Below are 18,756 nucleotides of genomic sequence, written 5' to 3' on the forward strand. Positions count from 1 at the left end.
CTGGCCTCCGTCGGTAATGCTGATCGACGTGACCACCCCGCAGCACCTCGACGACCGGTTCCGGGAGAGCCTGGGCGCGCTGCCCGAGCCCGAGCGGCGACGTGACCCGGCGCAGCCGGTCCGCGACGGCGCCGCGCTGACCGGGCACCAGCTGCTCGCCCTCTTCGACGCCCAGGTCACCAGCCGCCAGCTCGACCTGGCCGGCCGCTGGCTGCGCAGCTTCGGGGAGGGCTTCTACACCATCGGCTCGGCCGGACATGAGGCCAACGCCGTCGTCGCCGCCGCGCTGCGCCCCACCGATCCGGCCCTGCTGCATTACCGCTCCGGCGCCTTCTACTGCGCCCGCGCCGCCCGGGCCGCCGGCGAGTTCCCGGCCGCCGGCGGCGACGAGCCCACGCCCACCTCCGGCGCCCCCGAGCCCGCCGGCGCCCCCGATGACGCCACGTCGCCGGTGGCGGGTGACGAGCCGTCCGACGAGCGGGCGACCCGCCCGGACCCGTTCCCGGTCGGCGGCGCACCCACGGGCGCGGCCGCCTACCAGGTCGGCGCGGACGGCACCGCCGAGGCGGTCCCCGCGCCCGCCGACCCGGTCGCGGACCCCACCGACGTCGCGGCCGACCCGGCTGCCGATGGCGGCGCGGCCTCGGGCGACCCGGCGTTCGGCGCGGTCCGGCCGGACGCGTACGCCGCCGCCGCGCGGGACGTGCTGCGCGGCATGGTCGCCTCGGCGCGGGAGCCGCTCGCCGGGGGCCGGCACAAGGTCTTCGGCCGGGCCGACCTCGCGGTGGTGCCCACCACCTCCACCATCGCCTCGCACCTGCCCCGGGCGGTCGGCCTGGGCCTGGCCCTGGAGCGGCTGCGCCGGGTGGAGACCGCCGGCCGCCGGGACGGCGCCGACGCCCCGCCGCGCTCGCCCTGGCCGCGCGACGCGATCGTGGTCTGCTCCTTCGGCGACGCCTCGGTCAACCACGCCAGCGCCACCGCCGCGCTGAACACCGCCGGCTGGTACGACCACACCGGGCTGCGCATCCCGGTCCTCTTCGTCTGCGAGGACAACGGGCTGGGCATCAGCGTCCGCTCCCCGCAGGGCTGGGTCGAGCGGACCCTGCTGGCCCGGCCCGGGCTGCGCTGGTTCGCCGCCGACGGCGCGGACCCGGTCGAGACGTACCGGGTGGCCGCCGAGGCGGCGGCCTGGGTACGCCGGCACCGGCGCCCGGCGGTGCTGCACCTGCGCACCGTACGGCTGCTGGGGCACGCCGGCGCGGACGCGGAGAGCGCCTACCGCAGCGCCGCCGAGATCGCCGCGGACGAGGCACGTGACCCGGTGCTCGCCACCGCCCGGCTGCTGGTCGACGCGGGGCTGGCCACCGGCGGGGAACTGCTGGCCCGGTACGACGAGCGCGGCTGGCAGATCCGCCGGATCGCCGAGGAGGTGCTCGACGAGCCCAAGCTCGCCACGGCGGCCGAGGTGGTGGCCCCGCTCGCGCCCCGCCGGCCGGCCCGGGTCGCCGCGGCGGTGGCGGAGGCGGCGGCGCGCGCCGGCGGGTCGGCGGCCGGCGCCCGCGTCGAGGCGTTCGGCGGGAAGCCGCCGGAACTGGCCGGCCCGCTCACCCTCGCGCAGAGCATCAACGCCGCCCTGGCCGACGGGCTGCTCGCCCATCCGCACATGGCGGTCTTCGGCGAGGACGTCGCCGCCAAGGGCGGGGTGTACGGGGTGACCAAGGGGCTGCGCGAGAAGTTCGGCCCGGCGCGGGTCTTCGACACGCTGCTCGACGAGACCTCCGTGCTGGGGCTGGGCCTGGGGGCCGGGTTGGCCGGGCTGCTGCCGGTGCCGGAGATCCAGTACCTGGCGTACCTGCACAACGCCGAGGACCAGCTGCGCGGCGAGGCGGCCACCATGCAGTTCTTCTCGCAGGGGGCGTTCCGCAACCCGATGGTGGTGCGGGTGCCGGGGCTGGCGTACCAGGAGGGGTTCGGCGGGCACTTCCACAACGACAACTCGGTGGCCGTACTCCGGGATGTGCCCGGCCTGGTGATCGCGGTGCCGGCGCGGCCGGACGACGCCGCGCCGCTGCTGCGCACCTGCCTGGCCGCCGCGGCGGTGGACGGCAGTGTCTGCGTCTTCCTGGAGCCCATCGCGCTCTACCACACCCGCGACCTGTACGAACCCGGCGACGGCGAGTGGCTGGGGCAGTACGCCGAGCCCGGCGGGTGGGCGGCCGGGCACGCGCCGATCGGCCGCGCCCGGGTCTACGGCGTCGGCTCGGCCCAGGATGTCACCATCCTCACCTTCGGTAACGGGGTGCGGATGTCGCTGCGGGCCGCCGCCGTCCTGGCCGACGAGGGGATCGGCACCCGGGTGGTGGACCTGCGATGGCTGGCCCCGCTGCCGGTGGCGGACATCATCCGCGAGGCGTCGGCGACCGGCCGGGTGCTGGTGGTGGACGAGACCCGCCGGTCCGGCGGCGTCGGTGAGGGGATCATCGCGGCGCTGGTCGACGCCGGATATGTGGGTGCCGCGCGGCGAGTGGCCGGAGTCGACTCGTTTGTACCATTAGGTCCGGCCGCCCGTCAGGTTCTGGTCTCCGAGGAAGCCATTACCCAGGGTGCCCGTACGCTGCTGGCACGGTAAATTCCGTTCCACCCGGTGCGCCACTTGCGCGTGGGCCCGCAACTGTGTGGACTTTGCCTGACGGCGTCGCACGACGCCGCGAGCAGGGATGAGATGAGGAGGCACGCGACAGTGAGCGCGACCGCAGGTCAGGCCGCCGACGGGGTACGCAGCCTGGCGGACCGGTTCGGGATCGAGCCGGGGATGGTCGTCATGGAGATGGGGTACGACGATGACGTCGACCAGGATCTCCGCGACGCCCTGACCGACCGCTGTGGAGATCTGGTCGACGAGGACACCGACGAGGTGGTCGACGCGGTGCTGGTCTGGTACCGCGACGGCGACGGTGACCTCTTCGAACTCCTCGTCGACGCCCTCGGCCCGCTGGCCGACGCCGGAGTCGTGTGGCTGCTGACCCCGAAGGCCGGCCGGGACGGGCACGTCGAGCCGAGCGAGGTCGCCGAGTCGGCGCAGACCGCCGGGCTCCAGCAGACCTCGACGATCAACGCCGGCCGGGACTGGAGTGGCGCCCGCCTGGTGCTGCGGCGGGGGTCCAAGGGCAAGAAGTAGGCGGCCGCCCGTGACCCGGCGGCGGTCGCCGCCGGGTGTGGCAGGCTGTTGCCACCTCCAGACTCAACCCAAGGAGCTCGCATGCCCATCGAGGTTGGCGCCGAGGCGCCGGACTTCGTGCTCAAGGACCAGAACAACCAGGAGGTCCGGCTCTCGGACTTCCGGGGCAGGCGCACCGTGCTGCTGGTCTTCTACCCGCTCGCCTTCACCGGCATCTGCCAGGGCGAGCTGTGCGAGGTGCGGGACAACCTCAACGAGTACGTCAACGACGACGTCCAGGTGCTCACCGTCAGCGTCGACTCGGTCTACAGCCACAAGATCTGGGCCGAGCGGGAGGGCTACCAGTTCCCGCTGCTGGCCGACTTCTGGCCGCACGGGGCGGTCGCCCAGGCGTACGGCGTCTTCAACGACGTCGCCGGCATCGCCAACCGGGGCACCTTCGTCATCGACAAGGCCGGCGTCGTCCGCTTCGCCGAGATGAACATGCCGGGTGAGGCGCGCGACCAGCAGGGCTGGCGCAAGGCCCTCGCGGAGGCCGTCGCCGCCTGACGCCCGAACCGGGCACACCGTTCGACCGGGCCGGAGGCCGGCAGGTAAGCTTGCCACCCTCCGGCCCGCCGTACGGGGCGTTCCGGGCGCGTAGCTCAGTGGGAGAGCACCCGCCTTACAAGCGGGGGGTCGCAGGTTCGAAACCTGCCGCGCCCACCATCAGCACCGACCCGACCAGCAGGGAGCGACGGTGTGCCGCGCGTCGGGCAGCCGGCCCGCGCCCGGGTGCGCAGGACGTGGTGGGGTGCCGTCAGCCGGGCGGCTGCGGGTCGCTGCGCGCGGCCGGGTCGCCCGGTGGCCTGCGCAGGTGTTCGATGTAGGCCATCGCCACGGTGACCGCCACCGGCACCGCGAGCGCCCACCAGGTGCCATAGGCCCAGCCGAGCACGACGGCCACCGGCAGGCCCAGCACCAACGCCAGGCAGCCCGCCACCGCGACGGGTGGCACGTCCTCGTCCGACTCGGTCGGGGTGACCGTGAGAGACGGCAGTTCCGGATGCGGCGCGGGAAGGTCGGCGAATATCCGCAGCAGCGCCGCCCGGTTGCTAGCCTGCTCGCACGCCGCTATCCGTCGCTCGAACTCGGCGGAGTCCAGTCGCTTGTCGCTCAGGTGCACCTCGAGTGCGTGTTCGGCCGCCCGACGTTCCGGTGTGCCGATGCGCACCTCGGGCGACGGTTCGCCGAACTCCGACCCGTGGTCCCCACCGCTGTGCACGGCGAGAGCCTAGCGGTCATGATCGGGCCAGCACAGGGGCCGTCACCCGGCCGTCGGGTGCCGCCGACGACGAGCAGCGGGATGCCGGCCGGACTCGCTCCCGCCCGGCACCAGGCGACCCGAACGGGAGGCACCGCCGGTGAGCTACGCGGACGTCAACGGTCTGCACCTCTGGTACGAGACGCACGGCAGCGGCCGGCCGCTGGTGCTGCTGCACGGCGGGTACGGCGCGGCGGAGATGTTCGCCCCGGTCCTGCCCGCCCTCGCGCAGCGGCGGCAGGTGATCGCCGTCGACCTCCAGGGGCACGGGCGCACCGCCGACGTCGACCGTCCACTGCGGTACGAGACGATGGCCGAGGACGTCGCGGCGCTGCTACGGCACCTCGACCTGTCCGATGTCGACGTGCTCGGCTACTCCCTCGGCGGCGGGGTGGCGCTGCGTACCGCGATCCAGCATCCCGGGCTGGTCCGGCGGCTGGTGCTGGTCTCCACCCCGTGCCGGCGGCAGGGCTGGTATCCCGAGGTGCTCGCCGCGATGGCCGGCCAGGACGAGCGGGTCGGTGAGCGGATGCGGGGCACGCCCCCGCACGAGCTGTACGCGCGGATCGCGCCCCGACCCGAGGACTGGCCGCGGCTCTGGGCCAAGGGTGGCGACCTGCTGCGCCGCGAGTACGACTGGTCGGCCGAGGTCGCCGCCCTCACCGTGCCCACCATGCTGGTCTACGCCGACGCCGACTCGATCCCGGTCACCCACATGGCGGAGTTCTTCGGGCTGCTCGGCGGCGGCCGGCGGGACGCCGGCTGGGACGGCACCGACCGGCCGGCGTCCCGGCTGGCCGTCCTGCCCGGCCTCACCCACTACGACATCATCGCCGCACCGGCCCTGCCCGCCGCCGTCCTGCCGTTCCTCACCCACGAGGTCCGCGCACCGCAGTGAGCGCCCCGGCGACGCGGGTGCCGACGGTGGCGCTCCTGATGACAGCCCCCGGCAGTGCCGGCGGGTGCGGCGGTCTGCCCGCCGCACCCGCCGGTCGGATTCAGCTGGTGAAGCCGCCGTCCACGGCGAGCACCGCACCGGTGACGTAGCCGGCGTCGTCGCCGGCCAGGTGGGCGACCGTTGCCGCGATCTCGGCGGGGGAGGCGTACCGGCCCAGGGCGGTGAACCCCCGGATGGCGTCGGCGTTCGGACCGTCGGCGGGGTTGGCGTCGGTGTCGGTCGGCCCGGGGACGACCAGGTTCACCGTGATGCCCCGTGGCCCCAACTCGCGGGCGAGGCCCCGGGTCAGCCCGGTGAGCGCGGTCTTGCTCATCGCGTACGCGGCCAGGCCGGGGAAGACCGCCCGCTCGCCGACGTTGCTGCCGATCGAGATGATCCGGCCCCCGGCGGTCATGTGCCGCACGGCCGCCTGGGCGGCGACGAACGGCGCCCGGACGTTGACCGCGATGGTGCGCTCCAGGTCGTCGGCGGTGAACTCGTCGATCGGGCCGACCAGGAAGGCCCCGGCGTTGTTCACCAGGATGTCCAGCCGGCCCAGCTCGTCCGCCGTCCGGTCCACCGCCTCCCGCAGCGCCGCCGGGTCGGCGCTGTCCGCCCGCACGGCGATCGCCCGCCGGCCGAGCGCCTCGATCTGCTTCACCACCGTCGCGGCCCGGTCGGCGTCGCGCTGCCAGGTCACCGCCACGTCGGCGCCGTCGGCGGCGAGGCGCAGTGCCGTCGCCGCCCCGATGCCCCGCCCGCCGCCGGTCACCAGGGCCACCTTGCCGTCCAGAAGTGTCGTCGTCATGCCTCTCAGCATCGGCGCGGACGGGCCGGAGGTCTGGCGGCGATCGGACGCCTCGTTCGGCTGGTCAGGTGTCGGCCTGCTCCCCGGCGAGGCTCAGGCCGCGCTCCCGCAGCGCCACCCGCAGTACGCCGATCGCCTTCGGTCCCACGCCGTGCAGGGCCCGCAGGTCCCGCTCGGTGACGGTGGTCAGCTGGTCCAGCCGGGTCCAGCCCGCGCCGGCCAACGCCCGCCGGGCGGGCGCGCCCACCGCCGGCGGGATGTCCATGTCGCTCACCTGACGGCTCCTCCCGGCTCGATCCGAGGTCATGGTGTCACGGCCCGGACCGGTGTCGTGCCGGTCGGCGGCCTGCTGATCAGCCCAGTCGCCGGCGTACCCAGGGCAGCAGGGCGTCCGCCTGGGCCTGCTGGAACGCCCGGACGGTGGGGATGCCCGGCGGGGGCGGCTGCCGGGCGCCGTCGGTGAAGAAGCCGGCCAGGCCGGCGTAGACGCCGGTCAGCGCGTCCGGGTCGACAACGGCGGTCAGCGGGAGCCGGCGCAGCAGCGCTTCGGTGTCATGCCCGCCGTGCAGCTCGACGTTGACCAGCAGCAACGCGGTGTCCAACCAGGCCGGACCCCGACAGGCATGCGGCCAGTCGACCACGGTCACGCCGCCGGCCGGGTCGACGAGCAGGTTGTCGGCCCGGAGGTCGATGTGGCAGAGCGTGTCACCGTCGAGGGCGGCCAGGCCCCGCACGGCCGAGGCGCGCAGGTCGTCCAGGTGCGCGCGGGCCCACGGGTCGAGGTCGGCGGGCGGGTCGGCGGCGATCCGGTCCCAGCCGCCGAAGTCGTACGCCAGGCGGGCGGCGGCGGTCGGCGCGTGCCGGACCGGGTCGGGGGTGAGCGCCGCCGCCATCGCCGCCAGCGTGTCGAGCACGGCGGTCAGCTCGTCGGTACGCCAGGGGGTGGCCGGGTGCCGGCCTTCGACGTCCGCGAAGACCAGCGCCACCCACTCGCCGTCGTCGTGGCGCCCGAGCAGCCGGGGCGCCGGGGCGGACGGCGGCAGCGCGGCGGCGACGGCCCCCTCGGCCCGGTGCAGCGCGACGCTGTGGGCGTTGCGCGCCCGGCTGACCGCCTTGACGAAGGCGCGCCGCCCGTCGGCGGTGCGGACCCGGTCGGCGGTGCCGGGGGAGAAGCCGCCCGGCTGGGACACCGCCTCGACCACCCGGTCGCCGAGGAGGTCCTGCACCGCCGACCGGACGTGGCCGGGCAGGTCGGCCCAGCCGATCCGGGTCCTGACCAGCTCACCCATCCGTCCAGACTGGTGCAGGGCCGGGCCGGCGGGCAACCGCGTTACCCGGCGAGGTAGCGCAGCACAACGACGCCGCTGTCGAAGGGCCGGGTCTCCACCAGCCGGAACCGGCGTGGGTCGAACTCCCGGTCGACGATCGGCACGCCCCGGCCGACCAGGACCGGGTTGAGCTTGACCACCAGTTCGTCCACCTCGGGCAGCAACTGGCCGGCGAGCTGGCCGCCGCCGGCGAGCCAGATGTCGCCGCCGTCGCGCCGCTTCAGCTCGCGGACGAACTCGACCGGGTCGGCGTCGACGAGCTGCACGTCGGGGTAGTCCGCCGGGGGCAGCGACCGGGAGAAGACGTACTGGGTCAGGTGGGCGTAGGGGCTGGTGACGCCGATGGCCAGCCCCGGGTCGTAGGTGGCGCGGCCCATCACCACCGCGTCGAAGCGGCCCTGCGGCCGGTCGATGCCGAACCGTTCGTGGGTGAAGGTGGGGAACGTCTGGGGCCAGGTCGCCACCAGGTGCCCCTGCACGTCGGGTTCGAGCGGGAGAAAGTCATACGACCCGTCGGGAGCGGCGATGAAGCCGTCGAGCGTGCTGGCGACGTAGTACACGAGCTTGCGCAACCGAACTCCTCAATCACTACTGCTGTCGTGGTCGAGAAACTACAACACCTGTCGTGGTTTGCGCTAGGGTGATTTCGTGGCGAGAAACGTGGAGCGGCGGGCGGCGCTGGCGGATGCCGGGTTGCGGGTGTTGGCGGCGACCGGGGCCCGGGGCCTGACCCACCGCGCCGTGGACGCCGAGGCCGGCGTTCCGCTCGGTACGGCCTCCAACTACTTCCGCTCCCGCGACGCCCTGCTCGGCGCGCTCGGCGAGCGGATCATGGAGCGGTTCGCCCCGGACGAGGGCACCCTCGCCGAGCTGGGCGCCCGGGAACCGTCACTGGACCTGTTCACCGACTACGTCCGCTACATCGTCGAGCGCACCACCGCCCAGCCGGAGCTGACCCGGGCGCTGATCGAGCTGCGGCTGGAGGCGGTGCGCCGGCCGGAGCTGGCCCGGATCCTCGGCGACACGCTGCGCCGCGGCTACCGCGACGACGTCGCGTTCCACGTCGCCGCCGGGCTGCCCGGCGGGGCGTTCGAGGTGGCCCTGCTGCACTACGCGCTGGACGGGCTCCTGCTCGATCTCCTCACCACCTCGATCGACGCCGGTTTCGACCCGGACGAGGTGGTCTCCGCCCTGGTGTCCCGGCTGGTCGCCCGCGCCTGAGCACACCCCCGCCGCCCCGTACGGCCCGAGGTATGCCACCCGCCGCAACGGGAAACCGCCTGCGACGTACCCCGGGAGGAGTGACGGATGAGAGACGGCGCCGGCCTGACCATCGGTGTGCTCGGCTCGTACGGCGGACGCAACCTGGGCGACGAGGCGATCCTGACCGGTCTCCTGGCCGACCTGCGCGAACAGGAACCCAACGCCCGGATCATCGTCTTCTCCCGCAACCCGTCGCACACCGCGCTCGCCCACCCAGACGTGGAGGCGGTGCCCTGGGAGGGGGTCAGCCGGGTCGACTCCGCGGAGGTGCTCGCCCAGCTCGACCTGCTGATCCTCGGCGGCGGCGGCATCCTGTACGACCGGGAGGCCCGCCGCTACCTGCGCGTCGTCCGGGTCGCCCAGGAGCGGGGCCTGCCGCTGCTGACGTACGCGGTGGGGGTGGGACCGCTCAGCGACGGGGTCGACACCGGCATGGTCCGGGAGACCCTGGCCGACGCCATCGAGGTGACCGTGCGGGACCAGGAGTCCCGGATGGTGCTGGAGGAGGCGGGGCTGCTCAATCCGATCACCGTCACCGCCGACCCGGCGTTCCTGCTGGAACCTGAGGACTTCCCCGCCCGGCTGCTGCGCGAGGAGGGCGTGCCCGCCGGCAAGCGCCTGGTCGGGCTGAGCGTCCGCGAGCCCGGCCGGGCCGCCGAGCGGCTCGACGTCGACGGGTACCACCGGCTGATCGCCCAGATCGGCGACTTCCTGGTGCAGCGGATCGACGCCTACGTCCTCTTCGTCCCGATGGAGCGGGACGACATCCGGCACTCGCACGGCGTGATGTCCCACATGATCGCCGCCGACCGGGGCCGGGTGCTGCACGGCGACTACTCGCCCCGACAGGTGCTCGGCCTGATGAAGCACTTCGACCTGGCGGTCGGCATGCGGCTGCACTTCCTGATCTTCGCCGCGATGGTGGGCACGCCGTTCCTTCCCCTGCCGTACGCGGGAAAGGTCTTCGACCTGGCCCAGCGGCTCGGGGTGCCGGCGCTGCGGGGCGTGGAGCGGGAGGTGGAGGGCCCGCTGCTCGCCGAGGTCGACCGGCTCTGGGACGAACGCGAGTCCCGGGCGGACGCCACCGCCCGCCTGGTCGCCGAGGTCTGTGACCAGGCACGGGGCACCTCGCAGGTCACCCGGGCGGTGCTGGAGAGCCTGCGGTCCCGGGCGCTGGCCCGGATGGAAGCCTGACCGCCGGCCGGTGGCGACCCGGACCGCTCAGACCGCCGGGCCGCGCCAGCGGTAGCAGTACTCGTCCCCGACGGACTCCAGCTCGTAGATCTGCGCGTCGGCCAGTCCCTCGGGGCCGAGGTGGTGATGGGTCAGCGGCGGACGGTTGTTGCTGTCCAGCTCGACGTTGACCGACTCGCCGTCCGCCGGGCCGTCCGCCAGCGGGATCCGCACCGTTGATGCCATGGGCCCATCCTGCCCCGACGATCGCCGCACCGCAGGATTTGCCGGCAGCGGCCCGGACGGGCCGGGGGTCTACGGTTCAGGAATGGCGGACATCGAGATCGACCCCACGCTAGCGCCGGTCCTGGCCCGCACCGGCGACGAACGGGCCGTGCTGACGGCGTTCCTCGACTTCCACCGGGGCATCGTGCTGCGCAAGGTGCGCGGCCTGGCCGACGTTGACGCCCGCCGCCGGCTGGTGCCGTCCGCGACCACCCTGGCCGGCCTGCTCAAGCACCTGACCCAGATCGAGCGGAACTGGTTTCCGATCCTGCTCGAACCCGCCCCGGGGGAGGTCTTCCCGACCGCCGAGGAGGACGCGGCCGCCAGCTTCGCCGTGGACGAGGGGGAGACCCTAGACGCGCTCGTTGACGCGTACGAGCGGGCCTGCGCGCGGTCCCGGGAGGTGGCGGCCCGGTTCCCGCTGGAACACGTCGTGCCGCACCCCCAGCTCGGCGAGGTGTCGCTGCGCTGGATCCTGGTGCACATGATCGAGGAGACGGCCCGGCACGCCGGCCACGCCGACATCCTCCGCGAGCTGACCGACGGCGAGACCGGCGTGCTCTGAGTCAGCCGCGCGGCAGCAGCCCCGGCGGGTACTCCATCCCGTCGTGGGTGCAGGCCGCGGCGGCCACCGCCGCCGCGTAGGCCGCCGCGTCGGGCAGCGCCGCACCGCGCAGCCGGCCGGCGACCAGCCCGGCGGCGAAGGCGTCCCCGGCCCCGTTGGTGTCCACCACCGGCGCGGCCGGCACGGTGGCCGGCACCCGCACCGGGGCGCCGCCACCCGGGTGCAGGTCGGCGCCGTCCGCCCCCCGGGTCACCACCACCGTGCGCGGCGCCAGCCCGGCGGCCACCGCCGGAGCCCGGTCGCCCAGTTGTACGCCGCTAACCAGGACCAGGTCGGCGGCCTCGGCGAACGGACGGTGGTAGGGGTTCTGCCCGTCCCAGTCGTGCAGGTCGGTGGAGAGTGGCACCCCGTCGGGCAGCGCGGCGCGCAGCACCGGCAGCCGGTCCCGGGCCCAGTCCATGATCGAGACGTGCACGTGGGCGGCGTCGCGCACCAGCTTCGCCAGCTCGTCGTCGGCGAACGGCGCCGCCGCGCCGGTCCACGGCGACGGGTCGTACAGCGACATCCGCCGCCCGGCCGGGTCGACCAGGTTCACCGACTGCCGGGTGCCGCCCGGGTTGTCGACCAGCACCGTGTGCACCGAGGTGCGGGCCAGCGCCGCGCGTACCACCTGGCCGGCGGGATCGGTGCCGAGCACGTCCACCAGGGCGACCCGCAGCCCGAGCGCGTGCGCGGCCAGGGCCACCCCGGCGCCGGTGTTGCCGATCCGGGCCTCGATCGGCGGGACGATGAGCGAGTCGGCGGCGGGGGGCGGGATCGCGGGCACGCGTACCCGCAGATCCACCCCCAGGCCGCCGATCACGAGCAGGTCGAACATGGCGCCGACGCTAGCCGGTGGCCGCCGCCTATCCTTGGGCCGGGCGTCGACGAGGGGGAGCTGTGCTGGTCATCCACGGGTTGTGGCTGGTCGGCGTCGGTCTCGCCGTCTGGGCGGAGGACAGCGCCGCGCCGGCGCGGGCGCCGCGCCGGCCCGGCCGCGCCCCGCGCGAGCGCGCCCACCCGTTCGCCGCCGACCACGCCACGCTCACCGTCGCGCTGGGCGACGTCCCGGCCGAGGCCGGCTCGCTGCCGCTCACCCTGCCCACCCGGGCCGGATCCCCGATGGACTCGCCCGAGCTGGTGCGGACCGCCGTCGCCGAACCGGTCCGCGGCCCGGTCACCCTGGCCGGGTGGCGGGTGCCCGTCCTGACGTACGCCCCGGACGAGGCGCTGACCCTGCTGCGCGCGCTCGACGGGGCCGCCGCCGTGCCGGGCGCCACCGTGCGCCACCTCGCCGAACTGGCCGAGTTCGCGGTCGACCTGGTGTCCCGGGGGCGGCTGCTGCCCGGGCTGGCCGCGGCCGCCCCGGACGAGGGCGGGGCGGTGGCGGTGGCCCGGGCGCGCTGGCGGCCACTGCTCACCGGCACCGACGCCGGCTGGGCCCGCTCGCTCGCGCTGGCCCTGCCCCCGGCCGCCCGGTCCGCCGCGTCGGGCGGGGCCGGGCCGGCCGATCCGGGGCCGGGCGCGCTGGTCGCCGACGCGCTGGACGCGCTGACCGACGCCGCCGCCCGGGTCGCGCTGGCCGAGACCGACCTGGCCCGGGGCGGGCGCCGCGACGGGGTGGTCGCCGGCTGGCTGACCGCGCTGTCCGGGCCGGACCGGGAGTTCACCGCCGACCCCGCCCCGCTGGCCACCCTCCGCGCCGAGCTGGACGACTGGCAGCGCGACGCCGCCGGCGGGGCGGTACGGGCCAGCTTCCGGCTGGTCGAGCCGCCGGCCGAGGAGATCGTCGAACCGCTGGTGGTGGTGCCGGCCGACCCGGCCACGGTGGTCCGGCCCGCCGGCCGCTGGCGGGTCGAGTTCGGCCTCCAGGCCGCCGACGAGCCGAGCCTGCACGTCGACGCCGCCCAGGTCTGGCGCGCGCCGGAGACCGTACCCGCGCTCGCCGGCCGGCGGGACGACCCGCAGGAGACCCTCCTGGCCGAGCTGGGCCGGGCCGGCCGGCTCTGGCCCGCGCTGGACGCCGCGCTGCGCACCCCGGCCCCGGAGGAGCTGGAGCTGGACGCCGAGGGCGCGCACCGGTTCCTGCGCGACGGCGCACCGGTGCTGCACGCCGCCGGCTTCGGGGTGCTGCTGCCCGGCTGGTGGCAGCGGCCGTCGACGCGACTCGGCGCCCGGTTGCAGGCCCGGGGGCGTACCGCCCCGGGCACCGTCGCCGGCGCCGCCGGCGGGCTCGGGCTGGACGCCCTGGTCGACTACCGGTGGGAGGTGGCGCTCGGCGACGAGGCGCTGGACGCCGACGAGCTGGCCGCGCTGGCCGCGCTGAAGACCCCGCTGGTGCGGCTGCGCGGCCGGTGGGTGGAGCTGGACCCGAAGCGGCTCGCCGCCGGGCTGCGGCTGCTGCGGTCCTCCGGCGAGCTGACCGTCGCCGACCTGCTCCGGCTCGGCCTGTCCGGCGCCGACCGGCCCGAGGCGCTGCCGGTGCTGGAGGTGACCGCCGACGGTCCGCTGGGCGACCTGCTCGCCGGGGAGGCCGAACGGCGGCTCACCCCGCTCGACCCGCCGCCGGGCTTCAAGGGCACCCTGCGTCCGTATCAGCGGCGCGGGCTGGCCTGGCTGGCCTTCCTCCAGTCGCTCGGGCTCGGCGGGGTGCTCGCCGACGACATGGGGCTGGGCAAGACGGTGCAGCTGCTGGCCCTGCTCGCCGGGGACCCGCCGGCGGCCGGGCCGACCCTGCTGGTCTGCCCGATGTCGCTGGTCGGCAACTGGCAGCGGGAGGCGGCGAAGTTCACCCCTGGGCTGCGCGTGCACGTGCACCACGGCGCGGACCGGGCGCGCGGCGCCGAGTTCACCGAGGCGGTGCACGCCGCCGACCTGGTGGTGACCACCTACTCGGTGGCGGCCCGGGACGCCGTCGCGCTCGCCTCGATCGGCTGGCACCGGGTGGTGGTGGACGAGGCGCAGGCGATCAAGAACGCCTCGACCCGGCAGGCCGAGGCGGTCCGGTCGCTGCCCGCGCGGCACCGGGTCGCGGTCACCGGTACGCCGGTGGAGAACCGGCTGGCCGACCTCTGGTCGATCATGCAGTTCGCCAACCCCGGACTGCTCGGACCGGCCGCCAGCTTCAGGAAGGCGTACGCGGTGCCGATCGAGCGGCACGGCGACGCCGAGGTCGCCGCCCGGCTGCGCCGGATGACCGGCCCGTTCATGCTGCGCCGGCTGAAGACCGACTCCTCGATCATCTCCGATCTGCCGGAGAAGCTGGAGATGGAGGTGCTCTGCAACCTCACCGCGGAGCAGGCGTCGCTCTACCGGGCCATCGTGGACGACATGCTGGCGAAGATCGAGTCCAGCGACGGGATGGAGCGGCGCGGCCTGGTGCTGGCCACCATGACCCGGCTCAAGCAGGTCTGCAACCATCCGGCGCAGCTGCTGCGGGACGGCTCGGCGCTGCCCGGGCGCTCCGGCAAGCTGGAACGGCTGGAGGAGATCCTCGACGAGGTGCTCGCGGCGGGGGAGAAGGCCCTGCTCTTCACCCAGTACGCCGAGTTCGGCGGGATGCTGCGCGGGCACCTGTCGGCCCGGTTCGGCCGCGAGGTGCTCTTCCTGCACGGCGGGGTCGGCAAGGCGGACCGGGACACGATGGTGACCCGGTTCCAGTCGCCGGACGGCCCGGCGATCTTCGTGCTGTCCCTCAAGGCCGGCGGCACCGGGCTGACGCTGACCGCCGCCAACCACGTCGTCCACGTCGACCGGTGGTGGAATCCGGCGGTGGAGGACCAGGCCACCGACCGGGCGTTCCGGATCGGCCAGCGTCGCCGGGTCCAGGTACGCAAGTTCGTCTGCGCCGGCACGGTGGAGGAGAAGGTGGCCGCGATGATCGCCGACAAGCGCAGCCTGGCCGCCTCGGTGGTGGGCAGCGGCGAGCAGTGGGTCACCGAGCTGTCCACCGCCCAGTTGCGCGAGCTGTTCGCGTTGGAGGCCGGGGCGGTGGTCGAGTGACCGGCCCCGACCGCACGCCACCGCCCGGCGACCCGGCGCGCGACGGCGACGCGGGCGCGGCCGGCCGGTTCGCCGACTTCGGCCCGCCCCGGCGGGTCGACGGCGGGCTGAAGGCGCGCAGCACCCGGGGCGCGATCGGCGTCTCCTGGTGGTCGCGGCGCTTCCTGGAGGTGCTGGAGTCGTTCGCCCTCGGCACCCGGCTGACCCGCGGCCGGTCGTACGCCCGCAAGGGCCAGGTGCTGCGGCTCGACGTGACGCCCGGCCGGGTCGAGGCCACCGTGCAGGGCTCCCGGGCCGAGCCGTACCGGGTCGGCATCGAGCTGCCGGTGTTCCCGGCGGCGCTCTGGGAGCGGGTCGAGCGGGACCTCGCCGCGCAGGCGTTCTTCAGCGCCCGGCTGCTCGCCGGTGACCTCCCGGCGGAGCTGGAGGAGGTGTTCGCCGACGCTGGCGCCCCGCTCTTCCCGAGCGGGGTGGCGGAGCTGACCCAGCGGTGCAGCTGCCCCGACTTCGCGGTGCCCTGCAAGCACCTGGCGGCGACCTTCTACCTGCTCGCCGAGGCGTTCGACGCGGACCCGTTCCAGCTGCTGCACTGGCGCGGCCGTGGCCGGGCCGAGCTGCTGGACCGGCTGCGCGCCCTGCGCGCCGGCGCGACCGACCCCGCCGGCGCGACCGACCCCGCCGGTACGCCGGAACCGTCCGGTCCGGACACCGGCGCGCCGGACGCGGCCTTCGCCGGCCCGACACCCGACGTGGAACCGGTCCCGGCCGCCGGGGCGGCGCGGGTGCTCGCCGGACTGCCCGCGATCCCGCTGGACGAGGCGGTGGACCGGTTCTGGCTGCCACCGGTGCCGCTGCCGGACCGGCCGCCCACCCTGGCGACCGGCCCCGAGCTGCTGCTGCGGCAGCTCGGCGCGCCCGCGCCCGCCATCGGCGGCCCGGGTCTGCTGGAGCGGCTGCGCCGGGCGTACCGGAGCTTCGGCCGGTCCTGACCCCGCCGCCCGCGGCGGATCGTGGACAGTCGCCGTCCGCCGTGGACGCCGACCGTCCACGATCTCAATCCGGGCGACATGGCGCCGGTGCCGGGCCGTGGTGGCCGGCGGGTCATAGCCAGCGGCGGCGGAAGCGCCACATCAGGGCGGCGTTGGCCGCCAGTACGACGGCGCAGATCGCCCCGGCCATGCGTCCGGCCAGCACGGTCATCGCCGGCAGCGACGCCCAGAGCACGATCGTCAGGATCATCAGCCAGCGCCCGCGTCGGGCTCGCACCCGATGGTCGAGTCTCGCGAAGAACTTCGGGTCGCTCTCCCGGAGCTGCCGGGTGATCTGTTCGAATCTGCGCTGATCCTCTTTGCTGAGCATGGCGATGCCTTCCCCTCACGGCTTCAGCGGTTCGGCGGCTTACCCGCTGTGGCGGCGGCTCACGCCCTCCCGCTGCTGCCACTTTGCGCCGCCGGCGAGGTGGCCGGGACGCGGGTCAGGAACGGCTCAGTGGAGGCTTATCCCTTCCTTAAGTTTCGCTGTGCCCGTGAACGCGGCTAAAAGCGCCGCGTGGGCCGGAAACGTTACGTCCCGGCCCTGGGGGACCGAGTCGCCCCTGCTCCGGACGTCGATGCCCGGCAGGGGGGAAATCGGGCCGCCGGAGGGCCCGCTGAGCGGTGTCTTAAGTGCCGTCCGGAGCCGCTGGTGAGCGCCTTGTAGGCCCCCCACCCCTTGGTTACCTTCCCGTAGCAACCCCCTCAGACAACAGTCGCCGCACCCTCCGCCCCGCTCCGGTCGCAGCGTGTCGGCGCCTTGAAGAAATCGGGATTGGTGCATGGCCGACCAGAATGTGCCACCGCGCGGACCGTGGGAAGACCGCGGCTGGACCCCTGGACAACACCCCACCCCGGACGAGTACCGCGACGTCCACCGCTCCACGCCGTACGTGCAGTACCAGGGCCAGGTCGACCCCGGCCAGCCGCACGCCGGGTACGCCACCCAGCCGGCCCCCCGCGGCCCGCAGTGGGTCGGCCCGGAGGGCCTGGGCCGGCAGTCGTTCCACCAACCGGCCGGCACCGGACTGCCGCAACTGGACGACGGCGACGAGCCCGGCGGCCGGGTCGGCCGGCGGCGCGCCCTGGCCGCGATCGGCGGCACCGCCGCCGTGGTCGCCGGCGGCGCCGCCCTCGCGATGAACTCGTCGGTGCGCGGCTTCTTCGGCGGCGACGACGCGGTGGCGGGCGACGCCACCGGCACCACCGTCACCGACGGCACCGCCGCCCGTCCCAGCGGGCAGCAGGCGAGCACGGTGCGTACCTACACCGAGCAGAACGAGAGCTACATGGGCTCCCGGGCCGGGGCCGCGCTGAAGAAGAACGCCCCCACCGGCGGGCGGACCTTCTCCGGCCCGGCCGCCGCCGCGGCCGAGACCCCGGTCACGGTGAAGACGGTGCTGGCCAAGGACCCGGTACGGCACCTCGCCAGCCGGGCCACCTTCGGCGCCTCGCCCAAGACGCTCGCCGACATCCGCCGGATGGGCATCGACGGCTGGATCCGCTGGCAGCTCGACCCGGAGAAGATCGCGCCGAGCCCGGCCGAGCTGAAGCTGGCCGAGCTGCCCAGCCTCAAGCTCAGCCCGGTGCAGCTGCGCGAGCAGCGCGACCAGCTCAACGACAAGGGCGTGCAACCGGAGCGGGAGATGGTGGACGCCACCATCGCCCGCCAGATCTGGTCCGAGCGGCAGCTCTTCGAGGTGATGGTCGACTTCTGGAACGACTTCCTGCACGTCGCCGCCGACTTCGACGGCGGCGAGGTCTACCGCAACTCGTTCGACCGGGACGTCGTACGGGCGAACGCGCTGGGCAGCTACCCGGACATGCTGGTCGCCGCGAACAAGCACCCCGCCCTGCTGCTCTACCTGAGCCAGAACGACTCCCGCAAGGACGCCATCAACGAGAACCTCGCCCGGGAGAACCTCGAGCTGTACTCGGTCGGCGTCGACGGCGGCTACACCGAGAAGGACGTGCGGCAGGCGGCCATGCTCCAGACCGGCCGCGGTGTCCAGGACGGCAGGTACGTCTTCCGCGCCGACCAGCACTACCTGGGCAAGGTCAAGATCCTCGGCTTCAGCCACGCGAACGCCTCGGCGGACCCGAAGAAGGCCGACGCGGTCATCGACTCGTACCTCCGCTACATCGCCCTGCACCCGTCGACCGCCCAGTACGTGGCGCGCAGCCTCGCCACCCGGTTCGTCTCGGACACCCCGCCGAAGTCCCTGGTGGACCGGCTGGCCAAGACGTACACGGTCAACAAGGGCATGGTGAAGCCGCTGCTGATGACGCTCTTCAGCTCCTCGGAGTTCTGGGCGGCGGTGGGGCAGAAGGTGCGCCGGCCGATGGAGTACCTGATCGCCACCTACCGGACCCTCAACGTCCGGCCGGAGGCGTCGCGGGGCTTCAAGTCCGACGGTGGGCGCCCGGCGTTCGCGCGGGGGCTGCGCCAGGTCCACGACAAGCTGCGCGAGCTCGGCCAGTACCCGATGGGCCAGCCCACGCCGGACGGCTACCCGGACGTCTACGTCGCCTGGACCTCGGCCGGCACCATGGTCAACGGCTGGAACGAGGCCGCCGACCTGCTCAACGGCTACCGCACCGAGTTCACCTACACCAGCGCGGAGAACCTGGTGGCGAAGCCGCCGGCGACCGCCGGGGCGTACGTGGACGCGCTCGCCCAGCGGCTGGTGCACCAGAAGCTGAGCGCCAAGGAGAAGGCGCTGATCCTCGGTGTCGCCGGCGTGCCGGCCGGCGCCAAGGTCGACGCGACGTTCAACGGGGCCGTCACCGCCGTCGCGCGGGCGATCCTCGCTTCCCCCCAGCACCACCTCCGGTGAGGCA

18 protein-coding genes and 1 tRNA gene are annotated in these 18,756 nt (G+C 74.8%); 11 read left to right on the forward strand and 8 right to left on the reverse strand.

Going from position 1 to position 18,756, the window contains the following annotated elements; translation table 11 throughout:
- The first annotated feature begins 16 nt into the window (after positions 1–16).
- From FHX75_RS24525 to FHX75_RS24540, 4 genes are all read left to right on the forward strand, one after another.
- Positions 17–2,632: a transketolase C-terminal domain-containing protein gene (locus FHX75_RS24525; RefSeq protein WP_154942661.1), complete on the forward strand. Its 2,616-nt coding sequence runs from the start codon at positions 17–19 to the stop codon at positions 2,630–2,632.
- Positions 2,633–2,743: 111 nt separating this feature from the next.
- Positions 2,744–3,181: a DUF3052 domain-containing protein gene (locus FHX75_RS24530; RefSeq protein ID WP_154942662.1), complete on the forward strand. Its 438-nt coding sequence runs from the start codon at positions 2,744–2,746 to the stop codon at positions 3,179–3,181.
- An 81-nt stretch (positions 3,182–3,262) separates the two neighbouring features.
- Positions 3,263–3,730 (forward strand): peroxiredoxin, encoded by a 468-nt coding sequence (locus tag FHX75_RS24535; protein ID WP_154942663.1) that lies wholly within the window; start codon positions 3,263–3,265, stop codon positions 3,728–3,730.
- Between the two features lie 84 nt (positions 3,731–3,814).
- Positions 3,815–3,889 (forward strand) — tRNA-Val (locus FHX75_RS24540).
- Positions 3,890–3,980: 91 nt separating this feature from the next.
- Here FHX75_RS24540 and FHX75_RS24545 read toward each other — a convergent pair.
- Positions 3,981–4,445 carry a DUF1707 SHOCT-like domain-containing protein gene (locus FHX75_RS24545; protein ID WP_154942664.1) on the reverse strand — a complete coding sequence of 155 codons (465 nt, stop codon included), beginning with the start codon at positions 4,443–4,445 and terminating at the stop codon, positions 3,981–3,983.
- A 139-nt stretch (positions 4,446–4,584) separates the two neighbouring features.
- On the opposite strand from FHX75_RS24545, the gene FHX75_RS24550 reads away from it, so the two are divergent.
- Complete coding sequence (locus tag FHX75_RS24550) at positions 4,585–5,382, forward strand: alpha/beta fold hydrolase (protein ID WP_154942665.1); 798 nt, start codon at positions 4,585–4,587, stop codon at positions 5,380–5,382.
- Positions 5,383–5,482: 100 nt separating this feature from the next.
- Here the strand turns inward: FHX75_RS24550 and FHX75_RS24555 are convergent, their stop codons facing one another.
- From FHX75_RS24555 to FHX75_RS24570, 4 genes are all read right to left on the reverse strand, one after another.
- Positions 5,483–6,229, reverse strand: a complete 747-nt coding sequence (locus tag FHX75_RS24555; RefSeq protein ID WP_246158522.1) for an SDR family NAD(P)-dependent oxidoreductase — start codon at positions 6,227–6,229, stop codon at positions 5,483–5,485.
- 64 nt (positions 6,230–6,293) lie between these two features.
- Positions 6,294–6,503, reverse strand: coding sequence for a helix-hairpin-helix domain-containing protein (locus FHX75_RS24560; RefSeq protein WP_425463528.1), 210 nt, complete (start codon positions 6,501–6,503; stop codon positions 6,294–6,296).
- 79 nt (positions 6,504–6,582) lie between these two features.
- Positions 6,583–7,518, reverse strand: coding sequence for a phosphotransferase family protein (locus tag FHX75_RS24565; RefSeq protein ID WP_211364560.1), 936 nt, complete (start codon positions 7,516–7,518; stop codon positions 6,583–6,585).
- Between the two features lie 41 nt (positions 7,519–7,559).
- On the reverse strand, positions 7,560–8,129 hold the full coding sequence (locus tag FHX75_RS24570) for a dihydrofolate reductase family protein (RefSeq protein ID WP_154942667.1): 570 nt from the start codon (positions 8,127–8,129) through the stop codon (positions 7,560–7,562).
- A 76-nt stretch (positions 8,130–8,205) separates the two neighbouring features.
- On the opposite strand from FHX75_RS24570, the gene FHX75_RS24575 reads away from it, so the two are divergent.
- Both FHX75_RS24575 and FHX75_RS24580 read left to right on the forward strand, forming a co-directional pair.
- Positions 8,206–8,778, forward strand: coding sequence for a TetR/AcrR family transcriptional regulator (locus FHX75_RS24575; RefSeq protein WP_154942668.1), 573 nt, complete (start codon positions 8,206–8,208; stop codon positions 8,776–8,778).
- 87 nt (positions 8,779–8,865) lie between these two features.
- A complete protein-coding gene (locus FHX75_RS24580; protein ID WP_154942669.1) occupies positions 8,866–10,014 on the forward strand; it encodes a polysaccharide pyruvyl transferase family protein in 1,149 nt (382 codons plus the stop codon).
- Positions 10,015–10,041: 27 nt separating this feature from the next.
- On the opposite strand, the gene FHX75_RS24585 is transcribed toward FHX75_RS24580, so the two are convergent.
- Complete coding sequence (locus tag FHX75_RS24585) at positions 10,042–10,239, reverse strand: hypothetical protein (protein ID WP_154942670.1); 198 nt, start codon at positions 10,237–10,239, stop codon at positions 10,042–10,044.
- Positions 10,240–10,321: 82 nt separating this feature from the next.
- Between FHX75_RS24585 and FHX75_RS24590 the strand changes: the two genes are divergently transcribed.
- The gene (locus tag FHX75_RS24590) at positions 10,322–10,843 is read left to right on the forward strand and encodes a DinB family protein (protein ID WP_154942671.1); all 522 of its coding nucleotides are present in this window, start codon (positions 10,322–10,324) and stop codon (positions 10,841–10,843) included.
- A gap of 1 nt (position 10,844) precedes the next feature.
- Here FHX75_RS24590 and FHX75_RS24595 read toward each other — a convergent pair whose 3' ends face one another.
- Positions 10,845–11,720, reverse strand: a complete 876-nt coding sequence (locus FHX75_RS24595; protein WP_154942672.1) for a carbohydrate kinase family protein — start codon at positions 11,718–11,720, stop codon at positions 10,845–10,847.
- Between the two features lie 62 nt (positions 11,721–11,782).
- Between FHX75_RS24595 and FHX75_RS24600 the strand changes: the two genes are divergently transcribed.
- Positions 11,783–14,884, forward strand: a complete 3,102-nt coding sequence (locus FHX75_RS24600; RefSeq protein WP_154942673.1) for a DEAD/DEAH box helicase — start codon at positions 11,783–11,785, stop codon at positions 14,882–14,884.
- Positions 14,881–15,873, forward strand: a complete 993-nt coding sequence (locus FHX75_RS24605) for an SWIM zinc finger family protein (RefSeq protein WP_154942674.1) — start codon at positions 14,881–14,883, stop codon at positions 15,871–15,873. Before FHX75_RS24600 ends, FHX75_RS24605 begins: the two co-directional genes overlap by 4 nt.
- Before the next feature lie 112 nt (positions 15,874–15,985).
- On the opposite strand, the gene FHX75_RS24610 is transcribed toward FHX75_RS24605, so the two are convergent.
- Entirely contained in the window at positions 15,986–16,243 is a 258-nt protein-coding gene (locus FHX75_RS24610) for a DUF3040 domain-containing protein (protein ID WP_154942675.1), read from the reverse strand.
- Between the two features lie 454 nt (positions 16,244–16,697).
- Between FHX75_RS24610 and FHX75_RS24615 the strand changes: the two genes are divergently transcribed.
- The gene (locus tag FHX75_RS24615; RefSeq protein WP_154942676.1) at positions 16,698–18,752 is read left to right on the forward strand and encodes a DUF1800 domain-containing protein; all 2,055 of its coding nucleotides are present in this window, start codon (positions 16,698–16,700) and stop codon (positions 18,750–18,752) included.
- Positions 18,753–18,756 lie beyond the last annotated feature (4 nt).

The organism is Micromonospora palomenae, from assembly GCF_007829925.1.
Lineage (GTDB): Bacteria > Actinomycetota > Actinomycetes > Mycobacteriales > Micromonosporaceae > Micromonospora > Micromonospora purpureochromogenes.

What these genes read in the sequence shown, in the direction of transcription:
- FHX75_RS24595 (WP_154942672.1), bottom strand. Translation starts at nt 11,720, where the DNA reads ATGTTCGACCTGCTCGTGATCGGCGGCCTGGGGGTGGATCTGCGGGTA.
- FHX75_RS24585 (WP_154942670.1), bottom strand. Translation starts at nt 10,239, where the DNA reads ATGGCATCAACGGTGCGGATCCCGCTGGCGGACGGCCCGGCGGACGGC.
- FHX75_RS24610 (WP_154942675.1), bottom strand. Translation starts at nt 16,243, where the DNA reads ATGCTCAGCAAAGAGGATCAGCGCAGATTCGAACAGATCACCCGGCAG.
- FHX75_RS24590 (WP_154942671.1), top strand. Translation starts at nt 10,322, where the DNA reads ATGGCGGACATCGAGATCGACCCCACGCTAGCGCCGGTCCTGGCCCGC.
- FHX75_RS24615 (WP_154942676.1), top strand. Translation starts at nt 16,698, where the DNA reads ATGGCCGACCAGAATGTGCCACCGCGCGGACCGTGGGAAGACCGCGGC.
- FHX75_RS24555 (WP_246158522.1), bottom strand. Translation starts at nt 6,229, where the DNA reads ATGACGACGACACTTCTGGACGGCAAGGTGGCCCTGGTGACCGGCGGC.
- FHX75_RS24580 (WP_154942669.1), top strand. Translation starts at nt 8,866, where the DNA reads ATGAGAGACGGCGCCGGCCTGACCATCGGTGTGCTCGGCTCGTACGGC.
- FHX75_RS24525 (WP_154942661.1), top strand. Translation starts at nt 17, where the DNA reads ATGCTGATCGACGTGACCACCCCGCAGCACCTCGACGACCGGTTCCGG.
- FHX75_RS24565 (WP_211364560.1), bottom strand. Translation starts at nt 7,518, where the DNA reads ATGGGTGAGCTGGTCAGGACCCGGATCGGCTGGGCCGACCTGCCCGGC.
- FHX75_RS24535 (WP_154942663.1), top strand. Translation starts at nt 3,263, where the DNA reads ATGCCCATCGAGGTTGGCGCCGAGGCGCCGGACTTCGTGCTCAAGGAC.